This window comes from Amycolatopsis vancoresmycina (genome assembly GCF_000716785.1).
Taxonomy (GTDB): domain Bacteria; phylum Actinomycetota; class Actinomycetes; order Mycobacteriales; family Pseudonocardiaceae; genus Amycolatopsis; species Amycolatopsis vancoresmycina.
This window is the reverse complement of record NZ_JNYY01000031.1, coordinates 52481-76796: the sequence shown is the minus strand read 5'-3', so window position 1 is coordinate 76796 and position 24316 is coordinate 52481. Positions and strand designations below refer to the sequence as shown.

The 24316-nt window shown below is 71.4% G+C and carries 16 protein-coding genes; 8 read left to right on the top strand and 8 right to left on the bottom strand.

Annotated elements, in window-relative coordinates; translation table 11 throughout:
* Nucleotides 1-236: 236 nt before the first annotated feature.
* The 3 genes from OO60_RS41800 to OO60_RS41790 all read left to right on the top strand — a co-directional run bounded on the left by OO60_RS41800 (nucleotide 237) and on the right by OO60_RS41790 (nucleotide 3487).
* Entirely contained in the window at nucleotides 237-1715 is a 1479-nt protein-coding gene (locus OO60_RS41800) for a serine/threonine-protein kinase (protein WP_003077984.1), read from the top strand.
* 121 nt (nucleotides 1716-1836) lie between these two features.
* Entirely contained in the window at nucleotides 1837-2895 is a 1059-nt protein-coding gene (locus OO60_RS41795; RefSeq protein ID WP_033263450.1) for a glycosyltransferase family 4 protein, read from the top strand.
* Between the two features lie 40 nt (nucleotides 2896-2935).
* Nucleotides 2936-3487 carry a DUF4231 domain-containing protein gene (locus OO60_RS41790; RefSeq protein ID WP_003077980.1) on the top strand — a complete coding sequence of 184 codons (552 nt, stop codon included), beginning with the start codon at nucleotides 2936-2938 and terminating at the stop codon, nucleotides 3485-3487.
* Here OO60_RS41790 and OO60_RS41785 read toward each other — a convergent pair.
* Together OO60_RS41785 and pdxR are read right to left on the bottom strand one after the other, a co-directional pair.
* Nucleotides 3474-6704: a GH92 family glycosyl hydrolase gene (locus tag OO60_RS41785; RefSeq protein ID WP_003077978.1), complete on the bottom strand. Its 3231-nt coding sequence runs from the start codon at nucleotides 6702-6704 to the stop codon at nucleotides 3474-3476. The two genes, OO60_RS41790 and OO60_RS41785, sit on opposite strands and share 14 nt — an antisense overlap.
* A gap of 93 nt (nucleotides 6705-6797) precedes the next feature.
* Nucleotides 6798-8120, bottom strand: a complete 1323-nt coding sequence (gene pdxR, locus OO60_RS41780) for a MocR-like pyridoxine biosynthesis transcription factor PdxR (RefSeq protein ID WP_244885658.1) — start codon at nucleotides 8118-8120, stop codon at nucleotides 6798-6800.
* Between the two features lie 47 nt (nucleotides 8121-8167).
* Here pdxR and OO60_RS41775 point away from each other — a divergent pair, with 47 nt between their 5' ends.
* The gene (locus OO60_RS41775) at nucleotides 8168-9163 is read left to right on the top strand and encodes an aldo/keto reductase (RefSeq protein WP_004562435.1); all 996 of its coding nucleotides are present in this window, start codon (nucleotides 8168-8170) and stop codon (nucleotides 9161-9163) included.
* Here the strand turns inward: OO60_RS41775 and OO60_RS41770 are convergent.
* Nucleotides 9091-9993 carry a LysR family transcriptional regulator gene (locus OO60_RS41770; protein ID WP_004562433.1) on the bottom strand — a complete coding sequence of 301 codons (903 nt, stop codon included), beginning with the start codon at nucleotides 9991-9993 and terminating at the stop codon, nucleotides 9091-9093. The two genes, OO60_RS41775 and OO60_RS41770, sit on opposite strands and share 73 nt — an antisense overlap.
* 83 nt (nucleotides 9994-10076) lie before the next feature.
* On the opposite strand from OO60_RS41770, the gene OO60_RS41765 reads away from it, so the two are divergent.
* Nucleotides 10077-11210, top strand: coding sequence for an MFS transporter (locus OO60_RS41765; protein ID WP_004562432.1), 1134 nt, complete (start codon nucleotides 10077-10079; stop codon nucleotides 11208-11210).
* 229 nt (nucleotides 11211-11439) lie between these two features.
* The gene (locus OO60_RS46835) at nucleotides 11440-11616 is read left to right on the top strand and encodes a hypothetical protein (RefSeq protein WP_155849074.1); all 177 of its coding nucleotides are present in this window, start codon (nucleotides 11440-11442) and stop codon (nucleotides 11614-11616) included.
* Nucleotides 11617-11677: 61 nt separating this feature from the next.
* Here the strand turns inward: OO60_RS46835 and OO60_RS41760 are convergent, their stop codons facing one another.
* A complete protein-coding gene (locus OO60_RS41760) occupies nucleotides 11678-14596 on the bottom strand; it encodes an AfsR/SARP family transcriptional regulator (RefSeq protein ID WP_244885657.1) in 2919 nt (972 codons plus the stop codon).
* Nucleotides 14597-14744: 148 nt separating this feature from the next.
* On the opposite strand from OO60_RS41760, the gene OO60_RS41755 reads away from it, so the two are divergent.
* Both OO60_RS41755 and OO60_RS41750 read left to right on the top strand, forming a co-directional pair.
* Nucleotides 14745-15407, top strand: coding sequence for a vWA domain-containing protein (locus OO60_RS41755; RefSeq protein ID WP_003087835.1), 663 nt, complete (start codon nucleotides 14745-14747; stop codon nucleotides 15405-15407).
* On the top strand, nucleotides 15394-16245 hold the full coding sequence (locus OO60_RS41750; RefSeq protein WP_003087837.1) for a hypothetical protein: 852 nt from the start codon (nucleotides 15394-15396) through the stop codon (nucleotides 16243-16245). The genes OO60_RS41755 and OO60_RS41750 overlap by 14 nt, the downstream gene beginning before the upstream one ends.
* On the opposite strand, the gene OO60_RS41745 is transcribed toward OO60_RS41750, so the two are convergent.
* The 4 genes from OO60_RS41745 to OO60_RS41730 all read right to left on the bottom strand — a co-directional run bounded on the left by OO60_RS41745 (nucleotide 16199) and on the right by OO60_RS41730 (nucleotide 24289).
* A complete protein-coding gene (locus OO60_RS41745; protein WP_003087839.1) occupies nucleotides 16199-20272 on the bottom strand; it encodes a TIGR02680 family protein in 4074 nt (1357 codons plus the stop codon). The two genes, OO60_RS41750 and OO60_RS41745, sit on opposite strands and share 47 nt — an antisense overlap.
* On the bottom strand, nucleotides 20269-21513 hold the full coding sequence (locus OO60_RS41740; protein WP_003087841.1) for a TIGR02678 family protein: 1245 nt from the start codon (nucleotides 21511-21513) through the stop codon (nucleotides 20269-20271). Before OO60_RS41740 ends, OO60_RS41745 begins: the two co-directional genes overlap by 4 nt.
* Nucleotides 21510-23048, bottom strand: a complete 1539-nt coding sequence (locus OO60_RS41735; protein WP_003087846.1) for a TIGR02677 family protein — start codon at nucleotides 23046-23048, stop codon at nucleotides 21510-21512. The genes OO60_RS41740 and OO60_RS41735 overlap by 4 nt, the downstream gene beginning before the upstream one ends.
* A gap of 80 nt (nucleotides 23049-23128) precedes the next feature.
* The gene (locus OO60_RS41730) at nucleotides 23129-24289 is read right to left on the bottom strand and encodes a TIGR02679 family protein (RefSeq protein WP_033263446.1); all 1161 of its coding nucleotides are present in this window, start codon (nucleotides 24287-24289) and stop codon (nucleotides 23129-23131) included.
* Nucleotides 24290-24316: the final 27 nt, after the last annotated feature.

The following is a 24316-nucleotide window of genomic DNA, read 5'->3' as shown; positions in this document are numbered from 1 at the left end:
AAGACCGGGCCTCTGCTGGTTGTGATCATGATGTGGTGTCTAGATCACTAGCAGAGGCCCGACCCATACCCACAGACGGCATCAAAAACAGGCTCTTAGGATTCCGGGGTACACGTGGGCGGCGCCACAGCGCGCGATTGCGCTGTCCGCGCAAGGTTTTCGGCTACGTTGGTACCGGTCGGCCGCCCGGCCTGGCATGCTGACCGGATCTCGTCGGCCACATCGGAGAATGGTGGATGCTCGTGGAAAGTCGCCGGATCCGCGATCGGTACCGGCTGGTCGAGCCGATCGGCGGCGGCGCGATGGGCACGGTGTGGCGGGCGCAGGACGAAAAGCTCGACCGCACGGTGGCGATCAAGGAACTGCTGCTGCCGCACGACCACGACGAGCAACGCACCCAGGAAGCGAAGAACCGCGCGATGCGCGAGGCGCGGATCGCCGCGCGGCTGCAGCATTCCCACGCGATCACCGTGTTCGCCGTCCTCGAGGAGGAGGACCGGCCGTGGCTGGTGATGGAGTACCTGCCGTCGAAGAGCCTCGCCCTCGTGCTCGGCGAGCAGCCGGCCACGGTGGACGACGCCATCCGCGTCGGCGTGCAGATCAGCTCGGCGCTGGCCGGCGCGCACCGCGCCGGGGTCGTGCACCGCGACGTGAAGCCGGCCAACATCCTGGTCGCCGAGGACGGCACGGCGAAGATCACCGACTTCGGCATCTCCCGCGCGATCGGTGACGTCAAGCTGACCGCCACCGGCGAGATCGCCGGCACGCCCGCCTACCTCGCGCCTGAGGTGGCCCGCGGCGAGGAGGCCGACTTCGCCGCCGACGTCTTCTCGCTCGGCGCCACGCTGTACGCCGCCGTCGAGGGGCAGTCGCCGTACGGCACCGCCGACAACCCGATCGCGTTGCTCTACAAGGCGTCCAGCGGCGAGGTCGTGCCGCCGGAGAAGGCGGGCCGGTTGACGCCGCTGCTGCTGCGGATGCTCGCCACCGAGCCGGCCGAGCGGCCGTCGATGGACGAGGTCGAGCAGGAGCTGATCGCCCTGCTGCCGGACGCGGAGCCCGGGGATTCGGTGCTCGCCGCGACGGTCCCCGAAACCGAGCCCCCGGCGGTGCCGCCGGTGCCGGCCGCGGTCACCGTGCCTGCGGGCGAGGTCACCGCGGTGTCGCCGGGCGCGCGCAAGGGCCTGATCGCCGTCGGGGCGGGCGCGGCGCTGCTGTGCGTCGCGGTCGTCGTGGCGATCCTGCTGGTCGTGCGGCAGAAGGCCCCGGACGGCAACGTCGCCGCGCCGCCGCCGGCGTCGTCCACGCCGTCCACGTCGGCTTCCGCGGCCCCCTCGACCCCGCCGTCGACGCCCGCGCCCTCCTCGCCGCCGACGTCGGCGTCCTCGGTCCCGCCGACCTCACCGACGGTGTCGACCGTGGCTTCGTCGAAGACTGCCGTCGACGCCCTCACCGCCTACTACGGGCTGCTGCCGAGCAACCCGGCGGCGGCGTGGAACCTGCTCACGGACCGGTTCAAGGCTTCCCGCCACCAGACGTTCGAGACGTACAAGAACTTCTGGGGGAGGTACCGGTCGGTCACCGTGAGCAACCCCCGGGAGGCCGGCCCCGGCCGGGTCGCCGCGACCATCGCCTACGACGGCGGGAACGTCGAGAACGACACCTTCACGCTGGTTCAGGACGGCGGCGTCTGGAAGATCGACGCACAGAACTGAACCTTCCCGGGCCGGGGTGCGTGTGACGTATGAGCCGTCACCGCCGTCGACCCACGCTGGAGGTAGCTGTGCCCGTTCCCACCGCCTTGCTCCGGCGCGCGCGATGAGGCCCGCCGACCCGATGGTGTTCATCCTCCCGGCCGCCCCGCCGGGCAGTGACACCTACGACAAGCGGATGTGCCAGAACCTCCCCGCCGTCGGCCAGCCGGTGCTGGAGCTGCCGATCGCCGGCGACTGGCCGGAGCCGGACGCGACGTCGAGACGCAGACTGGCGCGGTCCCTCGCCGCGCTGCCGGACCGGACGGTCGTGCTGCTCGACGGCGCGATCGCGTCTGGCGTGCCCGAGATCGTCGTCCCGCACGCGCGGCGCCTGCGCCTGGCCGTGCTGGTCCACCAGGCCCTCGCCGACGAGCCCGGCCTCGACCCGGCGCACGCCGCGGAGCTGGACGCGTGCGAACGCGAGACGCTGCGGATGGCCGGGATGGTCGTCGCGACCAGCTCCTGGCTCGCCCGGGTGCTGATCGACCGCCACGACCTGGACCCGGGCCGCGTCTACGTCGCCAAGCCGGGCACCGACGCGGCCCCGCTCGCGGCGGGCGCGGACGGCGTGTCCCGGCTGCTGTGCGTGGGGGACGTGACCCGGCGCAACGGCCAGGACGTGCTGGTCCAGGCCCTCGGCGAGGTCGACCACCTGGCCCTGTCGTGCGTCTTCGCGGGCTCGGTGCAGGCGGACCCGGCGTACGTCGACGAGCTCGGCTGGTCGATCGAGCGCCTCGGCCTCGGCAACCGCATCACGCTGGCCGGCGACGCGGTCGACCTCGGCGCGGCCTACAACGCGGCGGACCTCCTGGTGATCCCGGCGCGCGCGGCGACGTCCGGCATGTTCGTGGCCCAGGCGCTGGCCCGGGGCATCCCGGTACTGGCCACCGAGGTGGGCGGGGTGTACGACGCCCTCGGCGTCGACGCGGACGGCGAGATGCCGGGCCTGCTGGTCGAACCGGACGACCCGTACGCACTGGCGGACGCCCTGCACCGCTGGTACGCGGACCCCGAGCTGCGCCGGTCGTTGCGCACGGCGGCCCTCGGGCGCGGCAGCGCGCTGGAGGAGTGGGACGTGGCGGCGCGGAGGTTGACGCACGTGTTGTCACGGCTGGCGTCCGAACCGCGGATCGTCGCTTGACGGTCTTGCCGGGGTGCTGAGATTCCACGACCCTGGCCCGATGCCCTTCAACCGGTCGGGGACCGACAACCGCGATTTCGACCGAGGCTTGCTCGAGATCGCCGGCCGTGAGGCGGATCGGCCGCTACGGGAATCGATTCTCGGGTTCCGCGACCTCGTCGCGAACGCGATGGACTGGTGCAACACCCGCAAGAAGCGGTTCCGCCGGCGTGCCTCCGTCGTCCGGGTGGCCGCGCTTGTGCTCACCGCGGCCTCGACCGTCGTGCTCGGGATCCAGGACATCCCGGCTCGGGCCTCGATCGCCCTGCCGATGGTGGCGCTGGTCACGGTGCTCGGCGGGCTGGAGACGTTCTTCAACTGGCGGTCGCGGTGGGTGCTGATGGAGGAAACGCGGTACCGGCTGAACCAGCTGCGTGACGAAGTGGACTACTACTTCGTCACGACACCGACGACCGAGTTGAGCCGTGACCGGCTCGACGAGTTCTTCCACCAGCACCAGGTCATCTGGGATGACTCGAGCCGCAGCTGGCTCGAGTTCCGCCACCAGGACCGCCCGCCGCAGCCGGCGAACCGAACCGTCACACCAGGGTGAGCGCGTAGACCTCCACCCGCGGATCGTTCGGCAGGCTCACCGACTGCACGGTCTTCCCGCCGTCCAGCTGAGCCGAGATCCCGAACAACCGGACCGGCGGCCCGTCGATCCCGCTGCCCGCCTTGATCCGGTGCGGCATCTCCAGCAGCACCGGGCTTCCGGAGCCCGCCCAGTCGCCGAAGGTCAGCGCCAGGTCCGCGCTCGTCCCGTCGGTGTAGTGCGCGGTCACCGTCGTCGACACCGGGCCGTTGTGCGAGGCACCGACGACGCGAAGCGCCGTGTGCTGACCGGCCGGGAGCAGCAGCGACTGCCCGCGGGCCTCCACGAAGTTGGGCGCGGTCCCCGAAGCGTCCGGCGCCGCGTACGTGACGCCGTCCCAGGTCACCGGGCCGGCCGGGGGCAGCAGGTCAGCGTCGTAACTCCAGCCGCCGCCGTCGAAGTTGCCCTGGTCGGACGCGGCCACCGTGGCCGTGCCGTCGTGGTTGCGGTCGCGGGCCAGGTCGACCGCGCACTGCGGACCGGACGTGACGCACGCCGACGGCGTCCGGACCTCGATCGTCGCCGAGCGGGTCACCGTGTTCGGGCCGGACACCTGCACCTGCACCGGGTACGTCCCGAGGGCCGCGTTCGCCGGCACGTTCACCGTGATCGGCACGGACTGCTGCACCGGCAGCCGTCCGGACCAGACCAGGAGCACCGGCTGGACCCGCGTCTTCCACGGCGAGGTCACCGAAACCGTCACCGGCTGCAACCCCGGGTTCTGCGCCACCACGTCCAGGTCGAGGTGCACCTGCTGGGCCGTGCCGGCCGGGATCACCACCGACGCCTGCCGCAGCGAAGCGTCGACGTGCCGCCGCTGGTCACCCGGCGCGTTGTTCACCGAAGGCGGCGCCGCAGCCGCCGACGTCCCCCACGCGGACGGCTTCGACCCGAGCTTGTGCGACAGCGTCCCGCCGTGCGCCAGCGACGACCAGTCCAGCGACGTCTGCCGGACGTCCCGGCCGTTGAGCGCCACGCTCTGGATGTACCGGTTCGCGTCGCTCGCGCCCGGCGCCGACACCGTCAGCGTCCCGCCCTGCGACCGGCCGTACTGTCCGATCCGGACGGTCGCCGACTCGAACTGCGGGCTCGACACGGCGAGGAAGTTCGCGCCGCTCATCGTCGGGTACAGCCCGAGCGACGAGAAGACGTACCAGGCAGACATCGTGCCGAGGTCGTCGTTGCCGGTCATGCCGTCGGGGCCGGTGGTGAACAGCGTCATCGCCGCGCGGACGACGGTCGCCGTCTTCGCCGGGGCGCCGACCCAGTTGTACATGTAGGGCGCGAGCAGGTCGGGCTCGTTGTTCGGGTTGTAGGTCGCTTTGCCGTAGTAGTCGTACGGGCTGGCGATCCAGTCCTTCCGCGCGGTGCCCGCCGGGTCCTTCAGCAGGTTGCCGTAGGCGAAGAAGGAGTCGAGGCGCTTCTCGGTCGCCGACCGGCCGCCCATCAGGCCGACGAGCCCGGCCGGGTCCTGCGGCACGAGCCACTGGTACTGGTAGGCGCCGCCTTCGTGGAACTGGTGGTCGGCGTCGACCGGGTTGTACGGCGTGAGGAACGTGCCCTCGGTGGTGCGCGGGCGGAACGCTTGCGTCGAGGAGTCCCACAGGTTGCGGTACCACTGGCCGCGGCCGGCGAACATCCGCGCGTCGGCCTGGTGGCCCAGACCACGGGCCATCAGCGCGAGGGACGCGTCCGCGGCGGCGTACTCCATGGTCGCCGACGCCGGGTGCTCGCAGTCGTTGTCGCCACCCTTGGCCGCGCAGTCCTTGCCCAGTTCGAGGCCGCTCGGGATGTACCCGCGGTCGTTGTAGTAGTTGACGCCGGAGCGGCCGTTGTACGGCGAGTCGGCCGGTGGCGTGCTCGTCGCGTTCTTCTTGAGCAGCGCGTACGCCTCTTCTTCGTGCCCGGCGAGCAGGCCCTTCGACCACGCTTCGACGAGGAACGGCGTCACCGGGTCGCCGGTCATGATGTTCGTTTCGCTCTCGGCCAGCGCCCACCGCGGCAGCCACCCGCCGTCGCGGCCGATGGCGACGACCGACAGGGCGACGTCCCGCGCGACCTGCGGTTCCAGCATCTCCAGGAGCTGGTTCTGCGGCCGGTAGGTGTCCCACAGCGAGAAGTTCTGGTACGGCGTGTAGCCGCTCGCGGTGTGCACCTTGCCGTCGAAGCCGGTGTACGCGCCGTCGGTGTCGCCGGCCAGGTTCGGGTGCAGCTGCGCGTGGTAGAGCGCGGTGTAGAACGCCGTCTGGCGCTCGGTCGTGCCGCCGCCGATCTTGATCGCGCCCAGCTTGTCGACCCACTGCTGGTGCAACGCGGCGCGCGTGGCGTCGAAGTCGTAGTCCGACGTCTCCGCGGCGAGGTTCTTCCGGGCGCCGTCGAGACCGGTGTAGGACAGGCCGACCTTGAGCACGACGTCGTGGTCGGTGGTCGCGTCGAAGCTGGCCCAGGCGCCGTTGCCGCCGGTGCCCGCGGCGTCGCGGCTGCCCGGCGTGCGCGCGGAGCCGCGCCAAGTGCCGAACGAGCTGAACGGCCGGTCGAAGGTCGCGGTGAAGTAGACGGTGTGCTCGTCGTGGCCGGCGCAGAAGCCGCCCGCCTTGACCCGCCCTTCGAGCGTCCGGTCGCCGACGACGTGGATCTCGGAGTCCTTGACGGACTGGTTGGCCTGGCCGGTGTTGAACAGGACGTTCGCCTGCCCGGTCGACGGGAACGTGTAGCGCTGCCAGCCGGTGCGCGCGGTCGCCGTCAGCTCGGCGTTGATCCCGTATTTCTGCAGGCCGACGCGGTAGTAGCCGGGTTCGGCGTGCTCGTCGGCGTGGCTGTAGGCGGACTTGTAGGCGTCCTTGTCAACGTTGTCGACGGAGCCGGTCGTCGGCATGACCGGCAGTTCGCCCATCACGCCGCAGCCGACGCCGGACAGGTGCGTCTGGCTGAAGCCGTAGATCGCGTTCTGCAGGTAGTCGTACCCGCCCTGCCCGCCGGTGTCCGGGCTGACCTGCACCATCCCGAACGGCGCACTGGCGCCGGGGAACGTGTTGCCGAAGTTCTGCGTGCCGACGAACGGGTTGACCAGGCTCACCGGATCGACCGGTGCGGCGGCGTGTGCGGTGGCCTGGCTCGTGGCGGCGACCACGAGCCCGGCGGCCGCGGCGGCGACCAGCCGTCTGCTTTGCGACCCCATGGGGCGCACCTCCCAGTGGTGACAACGTTGTCAGAGGCGGACTGTCCAGCAGCCTTTCACATCGGCGCCCCCGTTGGGAAGGCGGCAACCAGGTCAAGCCGTTGTCATAGCCCGCCGAAGCAGCTTCGCGGCGGCTTCGACACCGGTGTCGGCGAGGTTGCCGTAGCCGAGGACGAGCGCGGGCGCACCGGGCGTGGTCCGGTAGCCGTCGAGGTCGGCCACCTTCACTCCGGCCGCCTTCGCCGCACCGGCGACGGCCGCGGCGTCCCGGTCGAGGTGGAGGACCAGGTGCAGCCCGGCCGCGACCCCGGACAGCCGCGCCGGCCCGAGCGCTGCGACGAGCTTGTCGCGCCGCGCCCGGTAGCGCAGCCGCGCGGCCCGCAGGTGCCGGTCGTAGCCGCCGCTTTCGACGAACCCGGCGAGCGCGAGCTGGTCGACCACGGGCGGCGGGTGCGCCCGGACTGTCCACTGTGGAGGAAGCAGCACCCAGCCGAGCCCGAGCGCGGGGCTGAGCGTCTTGCTGACCGAGCCGAAGAGCGCGACCCGCCCCGGGTCGGTGCCCTGGACGGTGCCGACGGGCCGCCGGTCGTACCGGAACTCGGCGTCGTAGTCGTCTTCGAGGATCAGCCCGTCGACGTCCCGCGCCCAGCCGAGCAGTTCGGCCCGCCGCCGCGGCGAAAGGACGGAACCGGTGGGGAACTGGTGCGCGGGCGTGACGAGCACCGCGCGGACGCCCGCCGGGATCCGCCCGGCGTCGATGCCTTCGTCGTCGACCGGCACCGGCTCGACGGTCATCCCGGCGCCTTCGGCCGCCCGCCGCAACCGCGTCCACCCGGGATCCTCGACGGCCAGCCGCGTGTGACCGCGCTCGACCAGGGCGCGGCAGACGCTGGTCACGCCGTCGGTGACGCCGCCGCAGACCAGCACGGTGCCGGGCGCGGCGCCGCGGACGCGCCGGAGGTAGTCGCCCAGGATCCGCCGCAGCCGGGGGTGGCCGCCCGGCTCGGGCAGCCCGAAGTCGGTGTGCGGCGTGGTCGCGAGGACCTCCCGCACCGCCTCCGCCCACGGCCGGCGGGGGAAGTTCCGCAGGTCGGGCAGGCCGGGAGCGAGGTCGTACCGCGGCGGCGCCGCGCGCGCCGGTTCCTTCGCGGCCACCGCGCCGCCCATCGGCCGGACCCGGGTGGCCGACCCGGTGTGCCCGGCCAGGTACCCCTCGGCGACGAGCTGGGCGTAGGCCTGCGTGACGACCCACCGCGAGCACCCGAGGTCGGCCGCGAGCCGGCGGCTCGGCGGGACGGCGCCGGTCAGGACGCCGTCCCGGATCGCCCGGCGCAGGGCCCTGGCCAGCTGTTCGTGCTTCGGCCCCGGCCCGGCCGGTGCCAGCAGCACACCCCAATCGGTCTGTGATCCAGCCACGGAATTGGACTGTAGTACCGGACCGATCCGGGCCTAGCGTGGCCGGTATGAAGACGGTGGAACTGGGCCGGACCGGCCAGTACGTGAGCCAGGTTTCCCTGGGCTGCATGACGATGGGCACGTCGACCGGCGAGCAGGTGTCGGCGCGCATCCTGGACGCGTACCTCGACGTCGGCGGCGACTTCCTGGACACGGCGAACTGCTACGCCTGGTGGGCGGGCGAGCGGTTTTCCGGCGGTGAAAGCGAAACCCTGCTGGGCAAGCTGTTGCGCGGCCGGCGCGACCGGGTGTTCCTGGCGACGAAGGTGGCGGCGGGCATCACGGACCTCCCCGCCGCTCGCGCGGCCTCCCGACCGGACGGCACGACGGACTGGGAAGCGCGGGAACGCACGTACGAAGGCGCGAGTGCCGCGGTGATCGAGCGCGAGGCGGAGGCGAGCCTGCGGCGCCTCGGCACCGACCACATCGACCTCTACTACGTCCACGTCGACGACCGGCGTACCCCGCTCGAAGAGACACTGTCCGCTTTGGACGGACTGGTCCGCTCCGGCAAGGTGCGGTACATCGGCTGGAGCAACGTCCGGACCTGGCGCCTGGAGCGCATCCGCTCACTGGCGCTGGCCAACGGCTGGGCGTCCCCGGTGGCGGTGCAGGTCCAGCATTCCTACCTGCGCCCGGCCGGCGCCGACGTCCCGTCGATCGCGGGCGGCGAGCTGCTGGACTGGCTGTCGCAGCACCCGGACGTCTCCCTGGCGGCGTATTCCTCGCTGCTGCGCGGGATCTACGACGACGCCGCATACCGGGAGTCGACCCAGATCTGGCGCTCATACGCGGGCCCGGACAGTGCGGCGCGCCTGGCCGCGGTATCCAAAGTGGCCTCATCGCTGGGAGTCGCCGGCAACCAGGTGGCGCTGGCGTGGCTGCTGCACCACGGCGTCATCCCGCTGATCGGCCCGCGGACCTGGGCGCACTACGAGTCGATCGCCCCGGCGTTCACCTTGGACCTCCCAGACGAGCTGCTGTCCTTACTGGACAACGCGTAGGCGGTGGCGAGCAGCGCGGCGACACTCGGCTTGTGCTCGTCGCGCCGCCGCCACGTCATGGTGACGTCGGTGGTCGCCCCCGCCAGCGGGACGGCGACCGCGCCCGCGTGCTCGACCAGGGCGGGCACGATCGCGCAGCCCAGGCCGGCGGCCACGCACCGCGCGAGAGCGGCGAGGCTGCCGACTTCGGCTTCGACGACCGGTCCGTCGATCCGGTCCAGCATCTCCCGGAAGCCGCAGCCCGGCGGCGTCGCCAGGAAGCCGACGCCGTCGAGGTCGCCGGGCCCGACTTCGTCCTGGCTCGCCAACGGGTGTCCCGGTGGGACGATGACGACGAGCGGCTCGGTGCCCAGCGACGCGCTCGCGAGGGCCGGGTCGGGCGGGGCGTCGCCGAAGGTGAAGCAGACGTCCATTTCGGACTGCCGGACGGCCTGGTAGAGCTCGCCGCGGCCGCCCTCCCGGAGCGTCACGCGCACGCGCGGCCACTTCGTCCGGTACTCGCCGAAGAGCGCCGGGATCCGGTGCGCACACAGCGTTTCCAACGCGCCGATGATCAGCTCGCCCTCGGGTTCGCCGCGGTCCTCGTCGACCGCGGCTCGGGCTTCCTCGACGAGCTCGAGCACCTGGTCCGCGTAGCCGATGAGCCGTTCCCCGGCGCCGGTGAGCCGTAGCCGCCGCCCGCGCTCGAACAGCTTCGAGCCGAGTTCCGCTTCCAGGGTCTGGATCTGCTCGGTGACGCTGGACTGCGCGTAGTGCAACTCGGCGGCGGCGCGGGTGAAGTTGAGCGTCCGCGCGACGACGCGGAAGGTGCGCAGGTGGCGCAGTTCCATGGCAGCCCCCATCGGCGTTCCCGATACCGGCCATCGTAACTGCCTGCTTCCACCGGTGTCACCGAGCGTCCAGGCTTCCTCCTGTGGCAAGACTCCTCATCGGCCTTTCGCTGGGCTACTTCCTGGTCATGCTGGACACGACGATCGTGACGGTCGCGCTCCCGGCCCTCTCGTCTTCGTTGCCGGCGCAGCAATGGATTTCCAACGGCTACACGCTGACGTTCGCGGTGTTCCTCCTGCCGGCGGGCGCGTGGTCGGACCGCTTCGGCGCCCGCCGCGTGTTCTTCCTCGGCCTGGGTTCGTTCGCGGCCTTGTCCGGTTTGTCGGCGCTCTCCTTTTCGACGTCCCTGCTGATCGCGCTCCGGGCCCTGCTCGGCGTCGCGGGCGCGTTGCTGGTGCCTTCGTCGCTGTCGCTGATCGCCGCGGCCTGGCCGGCGCCGGCCGCGCGGGCGAAGGCGATGGGCGTCTGGGCGGCGCTGAGCGGCACGGGCCTGGTGGCCGGGCCGGTGCTCGGCGGTCTCCTGACCGAGGCGTTCGGCTGGCGGGCGATCTTCCTGGTCAACGTCCCGGTGGCGGTGGTCGCCACGGCCCTGTCCCGGCCGGCGCCGTCGACGCCGCCGAGGCCGGGCCGGATGCTCCCCGCGCGCCTGTTCCGGGTGCGGGCGTTCCCGCTGGGGCTCGTGGCGGGCGCGATCGTGAACTTCGGCCTGTCCGGGGTGCTGTTCGTGCTGTCCCTGTATTTCCAGGAAACCCGCGGATATCCGCCGTCGGCGACCGGGCTGACGTTTCTTCCACTGACGATCCCGACGGCGTTCAACCCGATTCTGACCGGCCGGATGGTGGCTCGTTTCGGGCCGCGGATTCCGGCCGTATCCGGATTTCTGCTGATGGCAGGGGGCACCTTCGTGCAAGCGTGTTCGACGTCGGCGGTTCTGTCGGTGGTCGCGCTGGCGCTGCTGGGCTTCGGGGTGTCGCTGGCGATCCCCGCGCTGCTGACGGCGGTGGTCGCCGCGGCGCCGCCCGACCTGACCGGCGTGGCCGGCGGGGCCCTGAACGCGGCCCGCCAGGCGGGCGCGGTCCTCGGCGTGGCCGTCCTGGGGGCCGTGGTGGCCGGCACGACGACGTCGATCGCGCTGGTCACGGCGTCGGGACTGCTCCTGGCCGGTGCCCTGGTCGTCGCGGCGATCCCGGCGGCGGAGCCGCAGCCGGTGCGCTGAGCCGGGGCCGCGTTCCCCCCTCGGGAACGCGGCCGCCGGGTGCCTGCAGCATCCGCGCCGGGTGTGGACAGGAAGTGGACAGTGCGTGGATGCGGCGGCGGAAACGTTTCCTGTTCGTTTATGAAACAGGAAACCCCTTGTCGCCCGATGCGGCGGCGCGAATCCTCGGTGGTGGGCGCGGAAATTCTCCGAAGCGCTCAGAAATCACCGTTTCCGAGGAGGATTCGTCATGTCCAAGAAGCTGCTCAAAATCGGTGGCCCGGCGCTCGCGATCTGCGCGCTCGCGGCCCTGCCGCTGCTCGGTTCCACCGCGGCGTCCGCGGACGACAACGGCGGCGCCCCGGCCGCGGCCGTCGTCACGCCGACCCCGACGGACACCACCGACGGCAACCCCTGGCACGGTTGACGGCCCGGGCAGGTCGTGAGTGGTAAGGCGGGTTAGAACGCGCCTTACCACTCACGACCGCTCACCGGGGGCCGCAAGCGCAGCCGAGCGCCGAGCGTTCCTCGCGCACTTCGCCGGCTTCCGGCAGGTCGAGCGCGGCGAACTCGGCCTCGGCCGCGGCCCAGTGGGTGACCGCGCCCTCGTGATCGCCCATCGCGTGCAACGTCTCCGCCACTCCGCGGTGGGCACGGGCCCGGTAGGCGCGGTTGCCGCTGCCGTCGGCCAGGTCCAGGGCCGATTTGCAGGCCGTGAGCGCCTCCTGCCGGGCGCCGCGGGCCAGCGCCGTCGCGGCGCGGTCGAGGTAGAGCTGGGTGCGCAGGTCGGCGTCCGGCACGTTGGCCGCCACTTCCCTGGCCTTGTCGTGGTAGCGCACGGCTTCGGCGTACCGGCCGCGCTGCCGGTGCACGTTGCCGATGTTGTTCAGCGCGTACGCCTCGACGCAGTGGTCGCCGATGCCGGCGGCGTGCCCGTGCGCGTCCGTGTAGCTGGCCAGCGCCTCGGTCAGCAGGCCGAGCCGTTCCTGCACCGAGCCGAGGTTGTTCAACGTGTGCGCCACGCCCTGGACGTGGCCGATCTCCCGCAGCATCCGCGCGGCGGATTCGTGCTGCCGCAACGCGACTTCGAGGTGCCCGTGCAGTTCGTTGAGGTAGCCCAGCATGCTGAGCGCGTGGGCCTCGCCCCGCCGGTCCTCGGTCTGCTCGTACTTGGCCAGCGCGGCCTCCAGGTGCGCCATCGCCTGGTCGTGCCGGCCCAGTTCCATGGTCGGGATGGCGAGCGCGCAGAGCGTCGCCGCTTCGCCGCGCGGGTCACCGAGGCGGCGCCACTTGGGCAGCGCCTGGGCGGCGAGTTCCAGCGCCTCCGCGAGCTGCCCGCGGCGGTCGTGCGCGGTGGCCAGCCGCAGCAGCACGTGCGCCTGGCCGTAGTCGTTGCCCGTGTCGGCGGAGACGATCTTCCAGGCGAGTTCCAGCGTGCCGATCCAGTCCTCGAACTGGTTGGTCGTGTGCAGGTACCGCCACAGCAGCACGGCCAGCCGCCACGTGTGCTCGGGCAGCGCGTGCCCGGCGGCGTAGCGGATGGCGGCCACGAGGTTGTCGCGCTCGGCGACGATCCACCGCAGCCCGGCGTCGGCGTCGGCGAAGCGCGGCGTCACCGGGCAGAACCGGTCCGTCGTCGAGGGCAGCTGCGCACGGTCGAAGGGGTACGCGGCGGCGACCGCACCCGCCAGCGTGACGAGGTAGTAGTCGAGCAGCCGCACCAGCGCGTGCCGTGGCGCCGGCTCGACGGCGGCGAACTCCTTGAGCGGGTCGAGCATCTGGTACCGCTCGGGCGCGGCCTCCTCCAGCAGGCTGACCTCGTGCAGGTCGTCGAGCAGCAGCCGCGCTTCGGCGACGTCGCAGCCGGCCAGCGCCGCCCCGCCGGTGACGTCCACGTCCGGCCCCGGCAGGCTGCCGAGCAGCCGGAACAGGGCCCGCTGCGGCTCCCCGAGCTGGTGGAAGGACGCGCGGACGGCAGCGGTGCCGCCGTCGTCCTCGGTGCCCCACGGCCCGTTTTCCTCGAGCAGGCGCAGCAGGTGCTCCAGCGGCCACCGGTCGTGCCGCCGGAACAGCGCGGCCGCCACCCGGACGGGCATCGGCAGGTAACCGCACCGCCGGACGACCTTGGCCACCTCGGCCGCCCGGCCGCGCACCCGCGACGGCCCGATGAGCGTGTGGAACAGCTCGATCGCTTCCTCCGGCGGCAGCGGCGCGAGCCGGAGGGGCTCGCCGGTGTCGGCGTCGCCCATCCGGCGGCTGGTGATGACGGCCAGGCAGCCGTCCGCCTCGGGCAGCAGCGGCCGGATCTGCGCGGGCGACGCGGCGTTGTCCAGCACGACGAGCGTGCGCGTGCCCCAGAGCGTCGCCTGGTAGAGCGTGACCTTGCGGCCCACGGTGGCCGGGATCTGCTCGGCGGGCACGCCGAGTTCGATCAGCAGCTCGCTGAGGGCGTCGCCGACGTCGACCGGGTCGACGCCGGGGGTGAAGCCGTTCAGCCGGACCAGCAGCTGGCCGTCGGGGAACCGGCCGCGCAGCCGGTGCGCGGCCTCGACCACCAGCCCGGTCTTGCCGACCCCGGGCGCACCGCTGACCCAGACGGCGCGCCGCCCGGCCCCGGCGGCGGCCTCGATCGCGGCGATCTCCCCGGCCCGGCCGGTGAACCCGCCGGGCCGCGACGGCAGCGAGCTGGGCGGATCGCCCTGCTCGGCCCGCGCGGCGAGCTTGCGCAGCACCGGCCCGGGCGCCATCCGCAGCGCGGCGAGGGCCTCGCGGGTGCCGTGGAAGACGCGCAGGGCCGCCACCCGGTCGCCGCCGGCGAGCAGCGCGCGGATGAGCAGTTCGGCGTGCTTCTGGCTGGCCGGATCGGCCTGGACGAGCGGCCGCAGCCGGTCGCGCGCCGGGCGGTGGTCGCCGGCCTCGATCTCCAGCTCGGCCAGGTCGCCGACGACGTCGGGGTAGCTCTCGTCGGGCGAGATCACCTCGGCCCCGCCGACGCGGTCGATGTCGATGTCTTCGAGGAACTTGCCCCGCCACAGGCCGACGGCCTCGCGCAGCAGCGCGATCGCCCGGCGCGGGTCGTCGGCGCGGACGTCGGCGGCTTCGGCGCGCAGCCGGGCGAACCGCGCGGTGTCGAGCTGGTCGTCGCCGATCCGCAGCAGGTAGCCGGTCGGGGTGGTCTCGATGGTCGCGTCCCCGACGACGTCCCGCAGCCGCTTGATGTAGCTGCGCACGAGGGTGGGCTTGGCTTCGCGGTCGGCCCAGACGATTTCGGCCAGGCGGGCGGGTGTCACGGGCTTGTTGGCGTGCAGGAGCAGCACGACGAGGACGAACCGCTGCTGCTGGTCACCCAGCGGCACCGGCACGCCGTCGTGCCACGCCTCCAGCGGGCCGAGCATCCGAAACTCCACGCGGCCTCCCCGGCGTCAGCTTGCTGTCCTCTTTTCATGTCGCGCAATCGGCCGTCCGGGTTTCGCGAATCCGCATTTCTTCCACGTTCGGTGCACGCGGAGTTGGCAAGCTCTGCCGGTCGATCAGGGGTGTGAAGGAGAAACCGATATGGGGTCCGACGTGTTGCCGTGTTACGTGGCGTGCGATGTCTCGCTCTCGATGGCCGACCACTTCGACGAGCTGAACACGGGTTTGCGCGAATTCCGCGGCGCGGTCCACGCGGACGCGTCGGTGGCCGACCGCGTGTTCTGCAGCGTGGTCGGCTTCGGCGAGCGGCCGCAGGTCGTCCAGTCCCTGCTCCCGATGGACGACCTCGCCGAGCTGCCGAAACCGGGCCCGTGCGCGGGAACGAACTTCGGCCCCCTGTTCAAGTTCCTGCGCGCCGAGATCGACCGCGAGGTCTCGGCGTTGCGGCGCCACCGCGTACGCGTCCACCGCCCACTGGTGTTCTTCCTGTCCGACGGCCAGCCGACGGACCCGGTGACGTGGCCGGCGGCGTACGCGGCGTTTTCGGACCCCTCGTGGCCCTGCTGTCCCCGGGTGGTGACGTTCGGCCTCGGCGACGCGGACCGCGAGGCACTGACCCGGATCGGCACGTTCCGCAGTTACCTCGCCTGCGACGGCATCCGCATGGGAACGGCGTTGATCGCCTCGGTGATGCACGTTCTGTCCACTTCCCGTCCACCGGCCGACCGCACCCTGTCGGCGCGGGGGCTCGCAAAGGGGTTGCCATGGAAACGCACTGAGGGAGAGAACAGTGGAGCGCGCTGAGCTGGTCCGGGAGCTGAAATCGCTGCGGAAGGGCCGAGGGCTGCAGGCGAGCAGGCTCCCGGACCGGGTGGGCCCGGTGTTGCGGACGGCCTGCGCGGTCTCGGAAGCGGACGGAATGGTGGTGATCCGGGCGAAGGTGACGGCCAGGTTGTCCGAGCTGTCGACGCACCTGCCGGAGGACCTGAGGGTGGCGGTACTGGCGGCCTTCGCGATAACGGCGGAGGCCCGCCAGCCGCTGTACCAGGACAGAGTCCGGTGGGCGGCCTCGCGGGTCGACCGAGACCCGCGAACAGTGCGGCGCCGGGTGGACGAGGCAATAGAGCTCCTGGCAGAGCTGGCCGTGGGCTCGCCAGTGGCTGCTTCGCCGGGCAGCTGGCACACGGCGTCGCTGACGTTGGCGCTGGCGGAGTCGTCGCTGTTCGAGCAGCACAGAGTGGTGGCGGACCAGGACGGCCTGAGGTCGTTTTCCCTGGCCACCGGCGGGGCCGACGGGATGGTCCTGTACGGCGGAACCCTGTCCGAGGGCACGGTGGAACTGCCGCGCCCGCTGTCCAGGGGAGAGACGTGGGAGTTCGCGGCGGTGTTCAAGGCGCAGCCGGGTTCGAACCTGGTGTACGTCCCCCGTGACCGGTGCGAGGTTTTCGACCTGCGGGTGCGGTTCGGGAAGGAGGGGCCACCGGAGGTGCTGACGTTGGACGCGGCGTTTGAGCGGGATATCGCGGATCCTGGGTACCGGGGGCGGTTGGAGCGGGTGGATTCGGTGGGGGAGGTGCACCTGCAGTTCAGGCACCTCACGCCCGGGCTGGTGTACGGGGCCCGGTGGACGGAGCGGCCGTAAGCAGCTCGTGCCCGTCCCAGGTGAATCGGGCCGTCGTCACCGCATCGTCGCCGTCGGTGCCCGTGATCAGCTGGTGGATGCCGATGCCGCTCAGCTCGGAGTACACGCACCACTCGTGGTCCGACGTCAGCATGAGATCGAGGTCGAGCGCCGACAGGAGCGCGAACACCTGCCCGCGGTTGGTGGTGTCGACCCCGACGAAGACCTCGTCGAGGAGGATGACGCGGGGTGCCTGCGGCGCCGCCTGGTAATGCGCCGCGACGGCGGCGAACAACGGCAAGTGCAGCGCGATCGCCTTCTCCCCGCCCGACAGCGCACCGTGCAGCTTCCGGGTCAGCAGCTTCCAGCCTTCGCCGTTGGCCCGGTCGACCTTGACGACGAACTGGTGCCACGCGGTGTAGTCGAAGACCTGGCTGAGCTGCTGCTCCCAGCTCGTTGCGGTGTCGTCCGCCTTGGCCTGCTCGATGCGGTCCCGGAAGAACCGGTGCAGCGCCTCCCGCTCCGCGTCGGCCAGCCCGGCCGGGTCCTTGAGCAGAAGGTCACGCGCCGCTTTCGTCCCGGCAGGCAGCTCGGGTGCGACCTGCCAGACCAGCCTGACTGCCACCTTGGACGCTGTGCGTACTCGCTCCAGACGCGCGTTCATCCCGTCGACGAGCTCGTTCGCCTGCCTGATCCGGGCGGCCAGATGCCGGCGCGTATCGCCCGTGAGGGTCTGGTCGAAGAGCTGCCGCTCTCGCTCGGTGATCTCGTGCCGGCTCTGTTCGGCCTCGGCCTGCAGGATGTTCAGCAGCTCCGCGGCGCCCACCCGGAGGCCGTCGACCACCGCGGTGAAGACCTGGACGTCGTCGTCCGTCTCGAGGTCGAGGTCGGCCCGCGACTTCAACGTCTCGCGGCAGGAGTGAACGGATTCGGAAAGGCGGTGCAACGCGTCGCCGATGTTGGCGGGCGAGTGCGGAACGGCCGGCCAGGCCGCCGCCACCAGCCGTGCAGCGTCCAGCGCGGCACGGACGCCGTCCGACGCGTGGAGCGTGGCATCGAACCCGGCCTGGCCGTCGATTCCGCTGTCGGCCGCGAAAATGCCCGAGGCGAGCTGCCGGAATCGATCCGCCGCACCGTCGCGGCGGTTCGCGCTCGAGGCGTGCGCTTCGGCATCGGTCCGGTGCTGGATTTTCAGTTCACCCAATTTTCCGGCGAGCTCGGTGACCAGCTGCGTGGTCGCTCGCTGATCGCTGCTCAGCTGCAGGGACCTGTTTCGCAAGACCTCGATTTCGCCCAGCACCTCGCGATAGTCGACGCCGAACGTGCTGTCCACGGCTTCGAGCGTCGCGGCGAGGCTTTCGTGCTCTTCAGCGGCCGTTGCTGCTTCGACTTCGCGTTCGGACGCGACCGCGGCCGAACGCCGGGCCTGTTCGGTTGCGGCCCCGGCGGCGTGCCGGAAGGAGACGAGCTCGGTGTGGGCATCCAGCCAGGCGCCGGCCTGGTCCTGGTACGAAGTGGTGGCGGCAGCGAGGTTTCCGAGGGCCGCACGATCGGTCGGGACACCGTGCTCGGCGGCGACGCGACTCAGCTCGTGGAGCGCACTTGCCACCTCCCGATCGCCTGCGGCGACCTCGGCCACGCGATCACGGACGTGCTGCTCGGCGGCGTCACGTTCCGATTCACGTCGGAACGCCAGGTTCGTCGCCTCGGTCACCGCACCGTGATCGGGTCGCGTTGCCCGTTCGTGGGCGATGACTTCGCGGCGTGTCCGCAACGCGTTCAGTTCTTCGCCGAGTGAGGCGAGCAAGCCGTCGTACTCCGCGACGGACGCGGTCAGCTCGTCGATTCGGCGTTGCCGAGCTCGTTGCCGCGCGGACGTCCCGATGTAGGAAGCGTGCTCCTTTTCCCAGCTGCCGACGAGCGACCCCAGCCGCCACGACCCGTCGGCCGCGATCGCCGCGGGCGCGTCCGCGGGTAGCTGCGCACCGAAGGCGATCGACCGCAACAGTCGCTCGACGACTGCGGCCTCGACGCCCGCGTCGCGTTCGGCAACCAGGACATCGCCGAGCGAGCGGCCGTCGACCGGGGGAAGGGCGCCGGGATCCGCGAACACGTCGTGACCGGCGATCTGGCCGCGCGGGCCGACCCAGGCATCCAGCAGGCCGCTTCCTTCGAGCGCTGCCTCGATCGCTGCCGCTGTCCGGGACTGTGTCCGGTCGGCGAAGTCGACGAGCCGCCACAGTGGCGCGCCGTTCATGGTGGTGCGGTCGGTCGTGCGCGTCCGTGGAGCGGCCGGTGGCAGGTCTCGTTCGGTGCGGAGCCGGTCGAGGGCCGTCACCAGGTCAGTGCGTTCGCGGCGAGCGACGTCCAGCGCCGAACCGGTTGTCGTCTCGCGGCGAGTGATGTCTTGCAGGGTCGGCGCTGCGGCCGAATCGACGAGCGCGAGCAGCGCCGGTTCGGAATCCAGCTGAGCCAGCAGCAATTCCGGATCGGAGATGGTCAGCTCGCGGCAGCCGGTCGCCCAAGCGAGAAGCTCGTTGCCCAACGTGGTCAAGGCGCTCTCGCGTTCGGTGATGGCGACCGTGAGCTTGTCCTGCGCCCCCGTGAGGCGGGTCCTGGCCATCTCGAGACCGGTTTCCGCCTGTGCGCGCCGGTCCACGGCGCGTTCGTGGCGGTTGAGCGCCTCTGCGACCACATCGAGCTGGGCCCTGCGGCTCCGCACGGCTCCGGTGAGCAAGGCGCGAGCCTTGCCCGGCTCGGCTTCCAGTCGAGCCGAAACCTCCTGGTGCACGCTGGTCAGGCCGGCCCGGGTGGCTGCGTTGCGAGTCTCGAGCTCTTGGGCTCGGATGGCTTCGACCTGCAGGTCCAGCGTCCGCGCAGCGGCCAGCCGAGCCTTCTCGTCTTCGTCCGCGGCGGCTCGTTTGTTCGCTGCGTCCAGACCGATCCGCTTCGCGTCGGCCTTCGCCCTGGCTGTCCGACTGCGCAGCCGGTCCAGTTCCTGGCCCTGCTTGTACTCTTCACTCTCCATCAGGCCGTTCTTGCGCGCTTCGGTGGTCCTGAGATCCGCGGCGAGCTCGTCGGCGCGGTGTTCCGCTTCGTCTTTGCGACGTGCGGTGGTCTCATGGCGTTCTGCGGAATCACGAGCGGCCTTCGCCAGGTTGTCCAGCTCGGTGGTCGCCGAGATCAGAGTCGCGGCCCTGGCCCGCAAGACGCGCTGCGCATAAGTTCGCTGCCGGCCGGCCAGCGTCCGGGTGGCTGCGACCTCCTTCTCGAGCGACTTGAGCCGGTCTCGCTGGGCGTCAAGCCGTTCGAATCCTTCAGCGAGTTCGGTGATCTCCTGCTGGCCCAGCGGCGGCAGCGCTCGCGAAAGCAGGCTGGAGAGGAGGCTGGGGTCGAGCCGCTGCGACAGCTTGGGCATCCGCAGCTGGAGCAACGCCATGATCAACGCGTCGAAACGCTGCTCGTTCAGTCCGGAAAACAGTGTCGCGCGTACCTCCGCGCGGTAGTCGCTCGCGTTGCCGTGGACGACACCGTCCGATCCGAGACGCTCCTCCAGCGCGTTCTTGGTCAGTGGCTGGCCCGCTTCGTTGACGAGGGAGAGACCGCCGGAGCCGATCCGCAGCCCGGTGGTGAAGTAGTCGGGGTGCACGGTCGTCGTGTGCGAGCTTGCCTGCAGCCGGGCGCCGCAGGTGAACCAGCGCACGGGATCGCCGGGAAAGCGGAACTCGAGCCAGACGTACCCCACCCGGGTCGTGCCTGTTGCCCCTTCGCCCATCAGGTTCCAGTGCATGGTGCGTTCGCCCGTGCCGAACGTCGAGAGCCGGTTCGCGCGCAGGTTCGCATCGAACAGGAAGGGCAGCAGGAGCTCCAGGGCCTTGGACTTCCCGCTGCCGTTGGGCCCGCGCAGCAACAGGCGTCCTTCGTGGAACTCGAAGACTTCGTCGTAGTAGCGCCAGACGTTGAGGATTCCGGCGCGGGTCGGCATCCATCGCGCGGGGTGCGCCGCGGGCTCCTCGGTCGTGTGGTGGGGAAGTTCGGACACCGTCATGACGTCGTCCCTCCGGAATCGGTGGTCCGGGCAGCACCCACGGCGTAGCGGGCCGCGGCAGGGAGCGGCCGGACCAAGCCGGCTTCTTGCTGGGCCAGCCCGAACGCCGTCAGGACGGCGACCGCGTCCGTGGCGAGCTGGCGCGGGCCGTTCTCGTCCTGGTATGTCTTCGCCCAGCGCGGGAAGCGGCTGAGCAACGCCGCCGCTTCGATCTCCAGCTGCTCTATCGTGGCAGGACCGGTGAGGGATTCGAGCAACAGCAGCGCGGCGACCTTGGCATTGCCGGTGTCGTCCGGGAACCGGCTGTCGGTGGCGATGCCGTCGGGGTCGACGAAGAGGACGCCCTCGGCGCGTTCCTCGAGTACCAAGCCGGCTTGCTCCGCGGCCCGCCGCAACAGCTGCCGTCCGGTCGGCGAGGCGAGATAAGCGTGTTCGTCGGCGCTGAGGTCATCGAAGTAGAGGACGGGATCGTCGACGAGCCTGCGGAACACCGAGTGCCGCAACCACAGGTTCCTCTGCACCTCCGACCTGGTCGCGGTTTCGTCGTGGGCACCCGACGCCAGCCCGTACCGGCGTTCCCGCGAAACGGCGGCGAGCAACTCGTCGAACCGCAACGCCACGTCCTCGATGGGCACGGCAAGCTGAGAAGCCCCGACCGGCGCGGCCAGAAGGCGGAGCAACAGCGTCGCGTCGATCCGGTACAGCACCTTCGCCGCCGCCGAGTCCACATAGGTCTCGGTCGTGCCGTCCAGAGCTTCCACGACGCCGAACGACTCGAGCAGACGCAAGACGTCGACGAACGCCATGCGTTCGCCTCGGCTCGAAGTGTCGAAAGCAGGCACCACCTCGTCGGCTGTCGTGGCGCGGACGACCCGGTCGGCTAGCAACCCGATCGTGGTCACCGGTACGGCGAGCAGCTCGGCCGCGACAACGCACAGCAACGCGTAGCGACGGCGGTCGAACGCGGCCCGCGCGGACCGGAGGCGCCGGGCGGGCCGAGTCGGGTCCGTCACAGTGCGCACCTTGACCAGCCGGGCGTAGCCGAGCCGCGGTTCGACGGTCAACGTCCAGCCGCAGTAGTAGTCGAACCACTTGCGGATCGGTTCTCGCCGGCGCCTGACCAGGTCGAACGCTTCCGGCTGACCGCGTTCGGTGATCAAAGGCGTCGCCAGCAGCCGGCGGATGCCGTGCGCGATCTCCTCGCGTTCGGCGGTCACCAGCTGGTTGGTCAGCTTGCTCACGGGTGGCCTCCGGCGGTCCGCCGGACGGCCCGGTGGCCGGCCGTCCTGATTTCGACCTCGTAGTCGGGCCCACGGAACTGCCCGCGGGGTGTGGCCAGGGTGGCGATCGACCCGTCTCCCGGCATCCGGAGGACAATCTCGATCCGGCCGTCGGACGTGGTACTCCGCCGGTGGCCGGCCCGGCCGGGATCGGCGGCCAGTGCACGGCCCAGCAGATCCAGCAGCCGTTCGAAGACACCGTGGTCGAGCGTGCCGAACGAGGACAGCCGGACCGGGCCGCCGGTGTCCAGCATGTCCCAGGCGGCCTCCAGCTCAGCCCGCTCGGCCCGCGCTTGTTCGGCTCTGGCTGCACGCACGGATGCGACGTCGCGCACCTTGCCCGTGCGGCTGAATCGTTCGGTGCGGCCGCTGGCCCGGAGCAGCGGTGAGACCTCGACAGGCGGCGCTTCGGCCCACGGTGTGACCGAACTGACGAGTTCGGGATCGGGATGAGCCAGGTGGGCGTGCCGGGCGGAGCTGAGCCCGAACACCGTCGACCACAACCGGTGGAGGTCGTCCTGGGCGGTGACCACCGTGAACCACCGGGCCAGCTCCCGGAAGTCGGCAACGGCACTGCTGGCCCGCCGGCGTGACTCCGTGATCCGGTCGAGTACCTGGAGCAGCGTGATGATCGCCTTCCGGGCCACGATGTGCAGCTGTTCGACCCGGGGCTGGGAGCCGTCGGCCGGCAGGAACCACGCGCGCAGCCCCTCCCACTTCGCGCGGCGGTGCTCGAGCCAAGGCGGCCCCGGGTCCGCGGCGGTCAACTGGGGGAGTTCCGCGCCGGCCAGTGCCCGCACCTGCAGCAGGCCGACGCCGTGGTCCTCGATCTGCCGGATCCGGACCGCGATCGTGTGCGCCCGGTGGTCGAGGTTGGTGAGGAATTCCTGGAGGTAGCCGACTGTGCTGGCCTTGACTTCATGGAAGGTGGTGAGGTCGGCGCCGTCCGCGCGCAACAGCCGCTGCAGTTCGCCGTTGAACTGTTTCGTGTTGCCACGCAACGCTTCGAGGTGCGCCTCCAACTCGAGCAAGGCGGTGAAGATGCGTCGGTTGGTTCCCCTTTCCAGCTCACGTACGAGATCGCCGAGGCGGTCCGCGATCGCGTCGAGGACCGCGGTCTGCAGTGCACCCGTCGCGGCGAGGACGTTCATGGCGTGCACCACACCGGCGAAGGCAGCTTCACCCTGGCGAGTAAGGGAATACTGCAGGTTGCGGCGTTCGTACTCGCCGGCGGTGCGGTAGTCCTCGGAGTGGTTCTGGACGACGTCGAGGAGATTCCAGTCGCGCAGCTGGTTCAGGCGACGGACGAGCTCGTCGTCGTCGAGCGCCTCGAGCCAGCCGATCGACCGCAGCCACGCCCGGACGTCGTCCAGGCTCAGCGCGGTCTCGAGCCGTTCGTTGGCCTCACCGAAAGCGTGCAGGATGGAGACGTCGAGCCCGGCCCGATCCCCGCTGGTGAAGCGGAACATCTCGGGCGGGACACGGATCGGATCCATGCTGCCTCCCGGTGGTCTGCCGTCACGTTACGGGACGGCACCGACAATTCCGGGGCGCCCGAATTCGTGGCCGGGGTTTGTCACGTTCTTGTCCGCCGGGCGATCTCGTCCAGGAGCACCACGGCCAGGCGCTCTTCGGGAACGGTCTTGCCCGTTTCGGCGAGCTGCCCGGCCAGGCGCGGATCCCACGGAACGTCGGTGACCCGGCCGACGGACGGCCCATCGGCCACGGCGGCGAGGTAGTCGGCGCTGGTCATCCGCCACGGGACGGCGCCGGTCCTGGCGACGACGTTGGCGGCGATCCGCAGTCCTTCGCCGTCGAAGTCGCCGTGGTAGTGCAAGGTTGAACCGGCTTCGTGGAGCCGGTTGAGCAGGAGGATGCCGGCGCTGCTCGGCCACCCCGACGTGCACACCAGAGGCGGGCAGCTCGCGCCGAACCGTTCCAGGGCCACGGTGAGCACGCTGGGGTTCTCGAAGATCCAGACCTCCGCCGGGGCTCCGGTCAGCCGCGGTTTGGTGCGGAGCTGCTGCAGGGTGAGGGTTGCGGCCACCCCGGCATCGGCGCAGATGTCGAGGATGCTGCCGACGAGGTCGTCACCGCCGATCCGGAGCCCGGCCGCGAGGACGGTGGAGGAGAGCTGGTCGTCGGCGATGCCGGCCCGCTCCCACACCGCACGGCGCTCCGGCGCACCGACGGGAGGTGGAACGTCGTAGATGGCGACCAGTGCTTTCAGCACGAGGTTGGCGCAGCGTTTCCCCTCGTCGAGGGCGTGCGTGTCGCCGAGAACATCGTCCGCGAACGACGGCAGCGGCCGGCCGGCGGCGGGTAGCTCACCGAGCACCTTGAGGACCTTCTCGAGTTCCTCCTTCGTCCGGCTGACCGACCCGTCGATGAGCCCGGCCCGCCGGATGCCACCAACCCAGCCGGCGAGCGCGGGTTGAGCCGTGACCACCGGGTGCGCGGCGAGCCAGTCCCACAGGGCCGTTCGCCGATCGGTGGCCCGGCGACGTTCGGCGGCGCGGTCACCGATCGGGCCGACCAGCTGCGCGACGACTTCGCGCGTGGTCAGGCCGGTGCGGTCCAGCAGCAGCTCGTCGAGCTTGGCGAGGGTGATGTCCACATGCTCACCGGGCAGCCGCGCCGACCCGAGCAGATCTGCGACGGCTGTTCGCTGGTCGAGGTCAAGCGGTCCGACCTTGATCCGGCGGACCGGTAACCCGCTCGACAGCCGTGCGTGCACGGTTTGCCAGAGCGGAAGTAAGGCGGG

Coding starts and splice junctions, on each gene's coding strand:
- OO60_RS41800 (WP_003077984.1), top strand. CDS start 237: ATGCTCGTGGAAAGTCGCCGGATCCGCGATCGGTACCGGCTGGTCGAG.
- OO60_RS41795 (WP_033263450.1), top strand. CDS start 1,837: ATGGTGTTCATCCTCCCGGCCGCCCCGCCGGGCAGTGACACCTACGAC.
- OO60_RS41790 (WP_003077980.1), top strand. CDS start 2,936: ATGCCCTTCAACCGGTCGGGGACCGACAACCGCGATTTCGACCGAGGC.
- OO60_RS41785 (WP_003077978.1), bottom strand. CDS start 6,704: ATGGGGTCGCAAAGCAGACGGCTGGTCGCCGCCGCGGCCGCCGGGCTC.
- OO60_RS41775 (WP_004562435.1), top strand. CDS start 8,168: ATGAAGACGGTGGAACTGGGCCGGACCGGCCAGTACGTGAGCCAGGTT.
- OO60_RS41770 (WP_004562433.1), bottom strand. CDS start 9,993: ATGGAACTGCGCCACCTGCGCACCTTCCGCGTCGTCGCGCGGACGCTC.
- OO60_RS46835 (WP_155849074.1), top strand. CDS start 11,440: ATGTCCAAGAAGCTGCTCAAAATCGGTGGCCCGGCGCTCGCGATCTGC.
- OO60_RS41755 (WP_003087835.1), top strand. CDS start 14,745: ATGGGGTCCGACGTGTTGCCGTGTTACGTGGCGTGCGATGTCTCGCTC.
- OO60_RS41745 (WP_003087839.1), bottom strand. CDS start 20,272: ATGACGGTGTCCGAACTTCCCCACCACACGACCGAGGAGCCCGCGGCG.
- OO60_RS41735 (WP_003087846.1), bottom strand. CDS start 23,048: ATGGATCCGATCCGTGTCCCGCCCGAGATGTTCCGCTTCACCAGCGGG.